Consider the following 12,530-nt stretch of genomic DNA (forward strand, 5'->3'; position numbering starts at 1 on the left):
TCTAAATACCCAGTTCGTCATAAATGGCTTGCAGCCGGGCGCGCAGATGCAAGACCGCGTAGCGTTTGCGCGCGAGCAGCGTATTCAGCGTGACGCCGCTTTCCGCCACCATGTCTTTGAAGGACCTTCCTTCCAGCTCGTGGCCGATAAACACCTCGCGCTGGTTCGGCGGCAACTCGTCAATCGCGTCCTGCAACGCTTTGAGCAAAAGCGCGCGAGCGTAGAGCGCTTCGGGACCCGCGTCGGGCGACGGCAGCGCGAGGTCGAGGCGATACTCACTGTCGGTGTCGTCGTCGTCCTCGGACAGATCTGTCAAAGGCTGCTCTCTTTTCTTACGAAAGCGATCGATGATCCGGTTGCGCGCGGCCCGGAAAAGCCACGCGCTCGCCTGTTCGATCGGAGCGGGCAGCCGGTACGCCTGCACGAATTCATGGAACACGTCCTGCAAAATGTCCTCGGCATCGTCGGGATCGCGTATTCGTCGCCGGATAAAATTGACGAGCCTCGTGCGCTCACGCACCACGGTCGCGGTGATGTCGTCGTCGCGTTCGGTCATCGTGTGCGAGGTGGGTGGCGGTTCCATGCGTCTGAAGACGTTTCAGGCGCGCGAATATTGTGGCGGGTGCGAAAATTCTTTTCCGTTCGCAACCGTGAATTGGGCCGGTTCAGCGCTCCTGTTCCGGGAATTGCTCACGCAGATCCAAGCTACAGTTGATGCACTTGTAGCGAGGCAGATCAACAATGAGCAGATATCAGACGGTCCTTCTGGAAATTTTGGCTAGTGAGGGATTCGAGGATTGCATGTCCCCGGGGGCGCCAGTCTCGTCCGCGAGCATTGCAGACGAAGTGACGCAGCTGTGCGCCGACATGCAAGGGCAACTGACGAGGCTCGCACAGTTCCGCGATTATCCCGACCTGATGCTGACGGCGGTGGACGAACTGATGATCAACGCCGACGTTCTGCGCGTGCTGGCCGCGGCTCGGCTGAAACTGGAACTGGCGGCGGCAGAGGACGGTTCCAGTACGCTCGCCGCACCTGAAGGAGCGGTACTCCACTAGCCTCGCAGCGGGACTGGCCAGCTAGACAGAGCGCCGCTCGAATGTGCATTCATGCACGGCGCTCAAGTCCCGAAGTTTCGGCCTGCACCTAATGCGGTGCGAAAGTTGGGGAGTTGAAGACTTCCCGTCGAGCAACATGCGACGAGCGACGACATCGTCAGACGCTCTTCGCATTGCTGCCCAGCGCAAAGAGCGATCTCACACGATGTTCATCGCCAACGCACTCTCACGATAGTGCTGGCTCGCCTTCTCCGTGTCCCCCAACTGCTCGTGAAGCCGAGCCAACGCACGGTGCGAGCGAATCTTCAGCGTCTCATTGTCAGCAAGCTTCAGCGCACGCTCCAGGAACGACTGCGCCTTCCCCCACAACTGCTGATGCAGACACAACCGGCCCAATGCGAACAGCAAGTCCGCGTCGTCCGGACGATCCTTTTGCCACGCTTCGGCCTTCTGGATGAGCGGCAACGCATCGCCGCCCGCAGTATCCGGGTAACGACGCAGCAAGCGCGCGTCCCAATTCTGCGCGAGCGCTTCTTCAACGATCTTGCGCGCCTCCTGCGGACGATTCAGCGCCACCAGCAGTTCCGCAGCTAGATCGGCGAGACGCGGCGAATGACGCTCCGTCGGCGTCAACGAATTCCACAGTTCGAGTAACGCATCGGCGTTATGTCGGCGATCGCGCAGCAGATTCTCCGCCGCCAGTTGCCGCAAGCGCACCGCCACCGCTGGGTGAATCGCCTCGCGCTTTTCCAGCGTCTTGACGAGCTTGAGCACCTCGCCCCAGTTCTTCAATTGCTGCTGCGCGCGCAACATGATCTGCTGTGCGTGAATGCGCCGCGCGCCCTGCGATTGCATTTCGGTGAGCGCGGTCAGCGCGCCGTCCGCGTCGCGGCCGTCGGCGCGCATGTCGGCGGTGGCCATCAGACGGGCGTCCTGCCAGTCGGTTTCGTCGATCTGAGCGAGCCATTCGTCGCGCCGCGCATATTCATGCATGCGATGCGCCGCAGTAGCCGCGATCAGGCCGGCCGCGCCCTTGTTGTCGCCGTTCGCGAGCGCGTCTTTTGCGGCCTTCTCCGCGCGGGAAAAGCGCCCGGCGTACAGGTTGCCGATCGCGTCACGCAGCGCGGCATGCGCCTTCGCGACGCGCGAGCGCGCACGGTACGCGGCCACACGCTGCGGCATGCGCCAGATATTGCGCACGATGCGCAGCAGCGCATACAGCAGAATAAACAGCACCACGAGCCCGACCACGAACAGATTGAGCGACATGTCGACGCGGTACGGCGGATACACCAGCATCACCTGGCCCATGTCGAAGCGTCCGACCACCGCGAGCGCGACCGCGACGGTGAAGAGCAGCGCGAGCCATAGAAGTCCCCGGATCGCCATGATTAACCTCGGCCCCGGTATTGATTGACGGCTTGCAGGCTCGTATTCAGGTTCGGCAATTCGACCGCGGCCGATCCGGCCTCGACCTGCTTGACGAGATCGACAACGTTCTGTGTTTTCTTCGACGACATGTCGAAGTAACGCGTCAGCGCCGTCTGCGCGCCCTGCAGGTCGGACTTCAGCGTGGTCTGGTTACGCGAGAGCAGCGCAAGACGCGCCGACAGCAAACGCAGCTTCACGTTCTCACGCACGAAGTAGCCCTGGTCCGGCGCGACCATCATCGCGTCTGCGTTGTCAATGCGGCGCACCTGCACGAGGCTCGTCAACTGCTGGCCGATGCCGCTCGTCAACTGGTTCCACCACACTTTCCAGCGCGGCTCGCCGGTGGCCGCGGACACCTTGGCCGTATCTGCCCATGTGGCCGCACGCGGCGTGGCATGGGCAATCGGCGCTTCGCCGGAGAGCGGCAGGCTGTCGATCTGATCGACCGCATTGTCGAGCTTGATCGCAAGACCCGTGAGGTCGGTGGAAGGCGCGGCCTTCAGTTTGTCGATGTCCTGCGCGATGGCCTTGCGGACCGCAACCGCCTGCGTGCTGTCGGACGCCGCGAGCCGCGTGTCGGCGCTTTGCAGCGCGAAGAGCGCAAGCTGCGTGTTGCCGGTCAATTGCAATTGCTGGCTTGCGGCAGACAGCATCTGACCGACTTCCGCGAGCGTCCAGTCGTCGCGATTGCGCGCGAGATCCGCGTACTGTTGCTGCAGCGCCTGCTGTGCGGCCTGCGCATCGGCGAGCTTGCCTTCCAGTTGCGCAACCTGCGAGTCGGACTGACGCACCGTGGCTAGCGCCTGCTCGGTTTTGATACGCAGTTCGTTGGTTTGCGTGTCGTTCGCCTGCTGACGTTGCGCGATGTTCTGCTCGGTGCGCTCCACCTTGCGATTGAGCGCATAGCCGCCCACGCCCGCGGCACAAGCAAGAACCACGACGACAAACCACAGCAGCGGTCCGCTCGCGCTGCGGCGCTTTTGCGCTTCGTAGGGCGTGAAGGGTTGGTTCGGCGGCAACGCGGCGGTCGCAGCCGGCTGGGGTGAAGCGTTCGTGGATGCGTTCGTTTCAGTCATGCGTGATTTAGCCGGTGAATGAGCCGGATTGGACGGTACCGGTTGAACTACGGTCGGCAGATCGGCGAGCAAGGTGCGGGCAATGCGCTCGTCGCCCGCGCCTGACACCGTAATCCTATCAAAACCCAATGCCCGCGCGGTCTCAGCAATACGGGGATGAGGCGTGACGAGCGCGGCGTGCTTGAGCTGCGCGAGTTCGTCGGCGGTGAGATGCTCTTGCGCGAGTTCGTGCAGATTGCGCACGCCTTCGGAGCTGGTGAGAAGCCAGGCATGCGGTTCGCCCGCAAGCAGTCGGTGCACACGAGCCCACGCGCCGATCGACGGTTCCGGTACGAGCCGCCGGTACGCGGCGACCGTCTCCACCTCGGCGCCGGCCTCGCGCAGACGGTCGGCCAGCCACTCGCGGCCACCGTCGCCGCGCACGATCAGAACACGCTTGCCTTCGAGATTCGCCTCGCCGAGCGCAGAGTCGATCGCGGCGAAGAGGCCTTCGGAGTCGAAGCGCCCGTTATCTTCATCGGCGCCGGATGCGGGACTGATGATCTGGTGAGTCGACGCGCTGACGCCGTGACGCGCGAGCGCCTGCACGCTGCCCGGCCCGACCACGCCGACCGGCAATGCGTGCGGCCAGATCGCGCCGCTCTTAGCGAACGCGTGATCGATCGCGTTCGGCGACACGAATATGACGAGCGCATAGCGTTCGAGAGAGGCGAGCGCGGCGCGCAACGGTGCGTCGTCGGCGACGGGCGCAATGTCGATCAGCGGGAAATCGAGCGTCGCCATGCCGGCCGCGGTGAGGCGTTCTATCAGTTCGCTCGACTGACCGGACGGTCGCGTAATCACGACCGTGAACACCGCCTTGCCGGCGGATGACGATGCGTTGCCGGGAATGTCGGCCGCCATCAGTCGCCGGACACCGGGATGCCTGCCGAGCCGGAGTCCGTGCCGGAGCTTGCACCGTCTCCCGGCGCCGCGGGACCGCTCGCCGTGCTGAGCGCGCGGACGATGTCCATTGCGCCTTGCTGTTCAAGTGCGCTCGCCACTTCGCTGCCCAAAGCGATCGCGCGTTCGACGGTCGGCGCGGGTGCCGACGCCTGCGCGCTCAGCACGCGCTGGCCATCGGGCGTCGCCACGATGCCGCGCAAATGCAGCGCGCCGTCATGCCATGTTGCGTACGCGGCGAGCGGCACTTCGCAACTGCCGCCGAGCGAACGTGACACCATGCGCTCCGCTTCGACGGCTGCCGCCGTAGGTTCGTGATGCAGCGGCGCGAGCCATGCCGCGAGGTCGGCGCGATCGGCGCGAATCTCGATGCCGAGCGCGCCCTGCCCTGCTGCAGGCAAACTGTCGTCCGGATCGAGCAGCGCACGGATACGCTCAGCCAGACCGAGGCGCTTGAGGCCTGCCGCAGCGAGAATGATCGCCGCGTAATCGCCGCGATCGAGCTTGGCGAGGCGCGTATCCAGGTTGCCGCGCAGCGGCCGCACCTGGAGATGCGGATAGCGCATGCGCAGCATCGCTTCCCGGCGCAGGCTCGATGTGCCTACCACCGCGCCGGCCGGCAGCGCGGCAAGCGAGTCGTAATCGTTCGACACGAGTGCGTCGCGCGGATCTTCGCGCTCCATGATCGTGGAGAGCGCGAAGCCCGCGGGCAATTCCATCGGCACGTCTTTCAGCGAATGCACCGCGAGATCGGCGCGGCCATCGGCGAGCGCCGCTTCGAGTTCTTTGACGAACAGTCCTTTACCACCCACCTTCGACAAAGTGCGATCGAGAATTTGATCGCCGCGCGTCGTCATTCCGAGGATTTTTACGTCACAAGATGGATATAATTTGTGCAGCGCACATCGCACATGCTCCGCCTGCCACATGGCGAGGCGGCTTTCTCGCGACGCAATCACAAGCGTGTGGGGTGGCGCGGCAAACGTCTCGGTGTTCATTAGCTTGTCGATTGAATGACGGGATGGAATAACAAACAATGTTAGCACGCGCCCTCGCGCTCACGCCCCGGTTTGCCCGCCTGTGGCCCTTACGGAACAAGGCTCGAATCGAGGCGCGCAGAGGCGCCGTGCCAACGCGGTATCAATGGAGGAGACGGGCTTCGCGCCATGCGCCGCTGCCCTGTTGTGGCCTGTTCACGCACGCTCGTTCGCGCACCGCGCCGCCGTATGCGCGATGATCCAATGCGGCGCAACATGCGCCGCGTACAGAGCTTGTGCGGTCGCGCGGCCTTCCTCCCCGGCGTATTGCCATCGGTACATACCGCTTCAAAGCAGTTCACGTTGCAGTTCCAGTGCAGTTTTGAGTTCCGCAGTAGCAGTTCATCACTTAACAGACCCTGGCTTCCCTGAGGAAACCCATCGTGACGTCTTCCGGATCGGCGCGCCCTGCCCGCCGCAACACTGCATCGCCCAACGCTTCCACTGTCGACGCCGACGCGTCCACAGCCTCCGCATCGTCTGACGCGAGCGCCGCTCAGCCCGGCAAAGCCAAACGGGCGTCCTCCAGCGCGAAGGCTGCGAACGCCGCGAAAGCCATCAAGGCAGACAAGACCACCGCGCCGGCCAAGCCGGAAAAGGCTGTCAAGGCTTCGAAAGCGGACAAGCCGGCGAAAACTGCGTCCGCCACGAACAAGGCCGAGGTGAAGACGAACTCGAAAGCGCAAGCCGAAAACAAAGCGCCGAACCTGCAAGCCGTCTCCGGGGACACCGTCGTCGCCGCGCCGAAAACCAACGGCCGCACGCGCGCCGACAAGGACCATCCGCTCTTCCAGGACATCCGCTATCTGGGGCGGCTGCTCGGCGACGTGCTGCGTGAACAGGAAGGCGACGCCGTGTTCGACGTCGTCGAAACAATCCGCCAGACGGCCGTGCGTTTTCGCCGTGAAGACGACAACGCCGCCGTGCAGACGCTCGACAAGAAACTGCGCTCGCTGAGTCCCGAACAGACGGTCAGCGTGGTGCGCGCGTTCAGCTACTTCTCGCATCTCGCGAATATCGCCGAAGACCGCCACCGCAATCGCCGTCACCGGATTCACGCGCTGGCAGGCTCCGCCGCGCAGCCGGGCACCATTGCCTATGCGCTGGAGCGGCTCGTCGAAGCGGGCGCCGCCGCCACGCCCGTGTTGCAGCAGTTTTTCAACGACGCGCTGATCGTTCCCGTTCTGACGGCGCACCCAACGGAAGTGCAGCGCAAGAGCATTCTCGACGCAGAGCACGACGTCGCGCGCCTGCTCGCCGAACGCGATCAGCAGCTGACCGACCGCGAACGCGCGCATAACGAAGCAATGCTGCGCGCGCGCGTCACGTCGCTGTGGCAAACGCGGATGCTGCGCGACTCGCGGCTCACGGTCGCCGATGAAATCGAAAACGCGCTGTCGTACTACCGTGCGACCTTCCTCGAAGAAATTCCCGCGCTGTACACCGATATCGAAGAGGCGCTCAAGGAACACGGCCTCGAAGCGCGTCTGCCGCCGTTCTTCCAGATGGGCAGCTGGATCGGCGGCGACCGCGACGGCAATCCGAACGTCACGGCTGAAACGCTCGAACATGCGATCGCGCGCCAGGCCGAGGTGATCTTTGAACACTACCTCGAACAGGTGCACAAGCTCGGCGCGGAATTGTCGGTGTCGAATCTGCTCGCCGGCGCGAGCGACGAACTCAAAGCGCTTGCGGAAATCTCGCCTGACCGTTCGCCGCACCGTACGGACGAACCTTATCGCCGTGCGCTGATCGGCATGTACACGCGGCTCGCGGCAAGTGCGCGCGTGCGTCTCGGCGAAGGCAGCGTGCCGCTGCGCAGCGCGGGCCGCGGCGCAGCGCCGATTCGCGCGACGCCGTACGACGACGCGTCCGAATTCGTGCGCGATCTGCACGTGCTGATGGATTCGCTCGCCGCGCATCATGGCGCGCCGCTGGCGGCGCCGCGTTTGGCACCGCTCGCTCGCGCGGCCGAAGTGTTCGGCTTCCATCTCGCGAGCATCGACTTGCGTCAGAGCTCGGACATCCACGAAGCGGTGATCGCCGAACTGCTGAAGCGCGCGGGCGTTCATGACGACTACGCCGCGCTCGCCGAAAGCGAGAAGCTCGAAGTGCTGCTCGCCGAGCTTGCTCAGCCGCGCCCGTTGCGCCTGCCGTATGCCGAGTATTCGGATCTCGTGAAGAGCGAACTCGGGGTGCTGGAACAAGCGCGTGTCACGCGCGAAAAATTTGGCGCGCGTGCAGTTCGCAACTACATCATTTCGCACACCGAGACGGTCAGCGATCTGGTCGAAGTCATGCTGCTGCAAAAAGAGACCGGCCTGCTGCAAGGCCGGCTCGGCGACGCGAACGATCCGGCGAGAGCCGCGCTGATGGTCATCCCGCTCTTCGAGACGATCCCCGACTTGCGCAACGCGCCGCACATCATGCGCGATCTGCTTGCGCTGCCGGGTGTCGACTCGATAATCGAACATCAGGGCAACGAGCAGGAAGTCATGCTCGGCTACTCGGACAGCAACAAGGACGGCGGCTTTCTCACGTCGAACTGGGAGTTGTATCGCGCGGAACTCGCGCTCGTGTCGCTCTTCAACGAACGCGGCATCACGCTGCGTCTTTTCCACGGACGCGGCGGCACCGTTGGCCGTGGCGGCGGCCCGACTTATCAGGCGATTCTGTCGCAGCCGCCCGGCACCGTCGACGGTCAGATTCGCTTGACGGAACAAGGCGAAGTGATCGCGAGCAAGTTCGGTAATCCAGAGATCGGTCGGCGCAATCTTGAAACGGTGGTGGCTGCGACGCTCGAAGCGTCGTTGCTGCCACATGGCACGGCGCCCGCGGAACTGCCGGTTTTCGAATCCACGATGCAGCAATTGTCCGACGCGGCCATGGCCTCGTATCGCGCGCTCGTGTATGAAACGCCCGGCTTCAAGGAGTATTTCTTCGAGTCCACGCCGATCTCGGAGATCGCCGAACTGAACATCGGCAGCCGTCCCGCGTCGCGCAAGTTGCAGGATCCGAAGCAACGCAAGATCGAAGATCTGCGCGCAATCCCGTGGGGTTTCTCGTGGGGCCAATGCCGGCTGTTGCTGACCGGCTGGTATGGTTTCGGGACTGCGGTGGCCGCGTATCTCGACGACGCACCGAGCGATGCCGAGCGCGGACGCCGTCTCGCGCAACTGAAGAAAATGCACAAGACCTGGCCGTTCTTCTCGACGCTGCTCTCGAACATGGACATGGTGCTGGCGAAGACCGACCTTGCGGTGGCCTCGCGCTACGCGGCGCTCGTCACCGACAAGAAGCTGCGCAAGCATGTGTTCGAGCGGATCGTCGCGGAATGGGAGCGTACGTCCAAAGTGTTGTCGGAAATCACCGGCAAGAGCGAACGGCTCGCGGAAAATCCGCTGCTCGCGCGCTCGATCAAGAACCGCTTTCCGTACCTCGATCCGCTTAATCACCTGCAGGTCGAATTGCTCAAGCGTTACCGCGCGGGCGACACCAACGCGCGCGTGCGGCGCGGGATTCATCTGAGCATCAACGGTATCGCGGCGGGGTTGCGCAATACCGGTTGACGGTTCGGGATGGCAGTGGCGCTTGCGAGCGCCGCTGCCATGTCCGCATGCTTTCTCAAGCCGCTTCGACCATCAACGCGTCCAGCTTGAAAGAGCCGTCTTCCTTAACGTCGAAATACTGCCGCACTTCATCCGGCGAATTGCGCCACAGCGACTGGATCGCCACCACGCGCTCCTCAGGCGTGCGCATGCGCGCCACCCACGAACTGAATTCGATGTCGATGCGCCAGCGCTCGCGAATCGAGGCCTTGAAACCCGCGGCTTCGAAGAGCGCGATCCATTCGTCGGCGCGGTAATCTCGAATATGTGACCCGTCGCGCAGGAGTTCGATTGCCTGGATATGCGTGTCCAGCAACGGATGGTCGATACCGGCAATGTCGATGAACAGCACCCGGCCGCCCGGCTTCAGCACGCGCCGCACTTCGGCAAGCGCCGGCGCCACGTCGTGCCAATGATGCGCACTCATCCGGCTGATGACCCAGTCGAACGTGTGATCGGCGAACGGTAATTTCTCGGCCGCGCCCTGCTGCGTGCGAATGTTCGCGAGGCCGCGATCTTTCGCGGCGCCTTCCACCGTGGCGAGCATCGGCGCGGCGATGTCGTAGGCGACCACTTCTTTGGCATGCGGCGCGACCGCGAAACTCGCGTGGCCCGCGCCGCAGCCCATGTCGAGCACCGTCGCATCCGGCGTCGCCGCGATCGACTCGGCAAGCGTCCGCAGATCCGCGCCGGTTGCGTGGGTCGGACTCGTCAAATAGGCGGCGGCGGTCGACCCGAAGGCGTCGGCGACCTGATCGTGATGCTTCATGAATAGCTCCGGTTGTCTGCGTGGGACTGTGTCGTGTGGGTCCGCGTTTCTGGTGCTGGCAGCGCGGCCTGCCGTTCGAGCCGCTACGCCGCTACAATAGAGCCCGCCGTGTACCAGTACAAGTTAAGCAATTATTCTGGTATCTATACCACCCTCCTCACGCCGTACCAAACGAATGACCACGCGAACGAGCACGCCCTCTTCCGCCGACAACCCGCCGCCGCTCGATGCCACGCCCGCCCGCGCGCTGGGCGACTTCATCCGCGCGCACCGCGAGCGGCTGTCGCCGCAAGCAGTCGGCCTGCCGCCCGGCCCACGCCGCCGCACGCCCGGCTTGCGGCGCGAGGAAGTCGCGCAGCTGTGCGGCGTGAGTCCGACCTGGTACACATGGATCGAGCAGGGGCGTCCGGTTTCTGCTTCCGCGGACGCGCTCGCACGTATCGCCGTCGCGCTGCAACTGTCGCGGGCCGAGCGGGCGTATCTGTTCGAGCTGGCCGCCCAGCGCGATCCGGCCGAGCCCGACCCGGCCGCCGCCGACGCGCCCGCGACACTGCTCGAAACCGTGCAACTCGTAGACGCGCCCGCCTATGTGCTGGACCGTCAATGGAATGCGCTCGCCTGGAACGAACGCGCGGCCGATCTTTTCGTCGGCTGGCTCGACGGTTCGCATGACCGCAATCTGCTGCGCTATACGTTCACGGAACCGGCGGCGCGCGAGTTGATCGTCGACTGGGACACGCGCGCGCGGCGTCTCGCCGCCGAGTTTCGGGCGGATTCGATCCGCCATCTGAACGACGCGCCAACGCGTGCGCTGATCGATTCGCTCACCGCGGCGAGCGACGCGTTTGCGCGCTTCTGGGCTTCGCAAGACGTCGGAGGCCGCGAAGGCGGACGGCGCGAATTCAATCATCCGCGCGACGGCCGGCTCGTCTACGATCAGATTACGTTCAAGCCCGCACATCGCGAAGACCTCAAGCTGGTAGTGCTGGTGCGCGAATAGGCCATGGCGCGAGCCGCCATTGCAGGGCGCGGGTCCGTCGTCGGCGCGGCGTTGCGCCAGTGTTAAAATCCCTGTCTTTCCATGCTTCGACGGTGCGCTTGCAGTCATGCTAGGCGCATCCGCGTCGTCAGCTTTTTACCGCTCGCCCGATCGCCATTTAACTGCTGCATAACTGCCGCTTAACTGCCCAAAACCATGACGTCCCAACTGCACAAAAAAGGCGAAGCCTGGTCGGCTCGCTTCTCGGAGCCGATGTCGGAGCTCGTCAAACGCTATACGTCGTCGGTTTTCTTCGACAAGCGTCTCGCGCTCGTCGACATTGAAGGGTCGCTTGCGCACGCCTCGATGCTGGGCGCGCAAAAGATCATCGCCGCCGAAGACCTCGCCGCGATCCAACGCGGCATGGCGCAGATCAAGGGCGAAATCGAGCGAGGCGAGTTCGAGTGGCAACTCGACCTGGAAGACGTTCACCTGAACATCGAAGCACGCCTCACCGCGCTTATAGGCGACGCCGGCAAGCGTCTGCATACGGGCCGCTCGCGTAACGACCAGGTCGCGACCGACATCCGCCTGTGGCTGCGCGGCGAGATCGACCGCATCGGCGCGTTGTTGAAGGAACTGCGCACGGCGCTGCTCGACATGGCGGAGAAGAACGCGTCGACCATCATGCCCGGCTTCACGCACTTGCAGGTCGCGCAGCCGGTCACGTTCGGTCATCACCTGCTCGCCTACGTCGAAATGTTTTCTCGCGACGCCGAGCGCATGCTCGATTGCCGCAAGCGCGTGAACCGTCTGCCGCTGGGCGCGGCGGCACTCGCCGGCACGAGCTATCCGATCGACCGTCACGCGGTGGCAAAGACGCTCGGCTTCGACGGCATCTGCGCAAACTCGCTCGACGCTGTGTCCGACCGCGACTTCGCAATCGAATTCACGGCGGCGTCGGCGCTCGTCATGACGCACATCTCGCGCTTCTCCGAAGAACTCGTACTGTGGATGAGCCCGCGCGTCGGCTTTATCGACCTGGCCGACCGCTTCTGCACGGGTTCGTCGATCATGCCGCAGAAAAAGAACCCCGACGTGCCCGAACTCGCTCGCGGCAAGACCGGCCGTGTGAACGGTCATCTGATGGCGCTGCTCACGTTGATGAAAGGCCAGCCGCTCGCGTACAACAAGGACAATCAGGAAGACAAGGAACCGCTGTTCGACACGGTGGACACCGTCGCCGATACGCTGCGCATCTTCGCTGAAATGGTGGCGGGCATTTCGGTGAAGCCGCAAGCCATGCGCGACGCCGCATTGCAGGGATTCTCGACGGCGACCGATCTCGCCGACTACCTCGTCAAGCGCGGCCTCGCGTTTCGCGACGCGCACGAAGCCGTTGCGCTGGCCGTGCGCATCTGCGCGGATCGAGGCTGCGATCTCGCGGACCTCACGCTCGATGAAATGCGCGCGGAATTGCCGAACGTCGCGCATCTGATCGGCGACGACGTGTTCTCGTACCTGACGCTCGAAGGCTCGGTTGCAAGCCGCAACCATCCTGGCGGCACCGCGCCCGAGCAGGTGCTGGCCGCGGTCAAAGCGGCACGGCAAGCGTTGAACTGACACGCG

At 64.1% G+C, this 12,530-nt stretch carries 9 protein-coding genes; 4 read left to right on the forward strand and 5 right to left on the reverse strand.

Annotated features, from left to right (window positions below):
* Position 1 precedes the first annotated feature (1 nt).
* Positions 2-583 (reverse strand): RNA polymerase sigma factor, encoded by a 582-nt coding sequence (locus tag SB753_RS22995; RefSeq protein WP_310065618.1) that lies wholly within the window; start codon positions 581-583, stop codon positions 2-4.
* Positions 584-801: 218 nt separating this feature from the next.
* Between SB753_RS22995 and SB753_RS23000 the strand changes: the two genes are divergently transcribed.
* The gene (locus tag SB753_RS23000; RefSeq protein ID WP_020065228.1) at positions 802-1,059 is read left to right on the forward strand and encodes a hypothetical protein; all 258 of its coding nucleotides are present in this window, start codon (positions 802-804) and stop codon (positions 1,057-1,059) included.
* Positions 1,060-1,257: 198 nt separating this feature from the next.
* Here the strand turns inward: SB753_RS23000 and SB753_RS23005 are convergent, their stop codons facing one another.
* From SB753_RS23005 to hemC, 3 genes are read right to left on the reverse strand one after another with little or no spacing between them, the layout of a single operon-like run.
* Positions 1,258-2,448, reverse strand: a complete 1,191-nt coding sequence (locus SB753_RS23005; RefSeq protein WP_020065227.1) for a heme biosynthesis protein HemY — start codon at positions 2,446-2,448, stop codon at positions 1,258-1,260.
* Positions 2,449-2,450: 2 nt separating this feature from the next.
* On the reverse strand, positions 2,451-4,469 hold the full coding sequence (gene hemDX / locus SB753_RS23010; RefSeq protein ID WP_087751336.1) for a fused uroporphyrinogen-III synthase HemD/membrane protein HemX: 2,019 nt from the start codon (positions 4,467-4,469) through the stop codon (positions 2,451-2,453).
* Positions 4,469-5,506 (reverse strand): hydroxymethylbilane synthase, encoded by a 1,038-nt coding sequence (gene hemC / locus SB753_RS23015; RefSeq protein WP_087751337.1) that lies wholly within the window; start codon positions 5,504-5,506, stop codon positions 4,469-4,471. Before hemC ends, hemDX begins: the two co-directional genes overlap by 1 nt.
* A gap of 422 nt (positions 5,507-5,928) precedes the next feature.
* Between hemC and ppc the strand changes: the two genes are divergently transcribed.
* Positions 5,929-9,114 carry a phosphoenolpyruvate carboxylase gene (gene ppc / locus SB753_RS23020; RefSeq protein WP_410802012.1) on the forward strand — a complete coding sequence of 1,062 codons (3,186 nt, stop codon included), beginning with the start codon at positions 5,929-5,931 and terminating at the stop codon, positions 9,112-9,114.
* Positions 9,115-9,169: 55 nt separating this feature from the next.
* On the opposite strand, the gene SB753_RS23025 is transcribed toward ppc, so the two are convergent.
* Positions 9,170-9,922: a class I SAM-dependent methyltransferase gene (locus tag SB753_RS23025; protein ID WP_310065623.1), complete on the reverse strand. Its 753-nt coding sequence runs from the start codon at positions 9,920-9,922 to the stop codon at positions 9,170-9,172.
* Positions 9,923-10,097: 175 nt separating this feature from the next.
* Between SB753_RS23025 and SB753_RS23030 the strand changes: the two genes are divergently transcribed.
* Both SB753_RS23030 and argH read left to right on the forward strand, forming a co-directional pair.
* Positions 10,098-10,922, forward strand: a complete 825-nt coding sequence (locus SB753_RS23030) for a helix-turn-helix transcriptional regulator (protein WP_087751340.1) — start codon at positions 10,098-10,100, stop codon at positions 10,920-10,922.
* 195 nt (positions 10,923-11,117) lie between these two features.
* On the forward strand, positions 11,118-12,524 hold the full coding sequence (argH, locus tag SB753_RS23035) for an argininosuccinate lyase (RefSeq protein ID WP_027775645.1): 1,407 nt from the start codon (positions 11,118-11,120) through the stop codon (positions 12,522-12,524).
* The last annotated feature ends 6 nt before the right edge of the window (positions 12,525-12,530 follow it).

The sequence above is a fragment of the Paraburkholderia sp. SIMBA_053 genome, from assembly GCF_046534895.1.
In the GTDB taxonomy this organism is placed as follows: Bacteria; Pseudomonadota; Gammaproteobacteria; order Burkholderiales; family Burkholderiaceae; genus Paraburkholderia; species Paraburkholderia caledonica.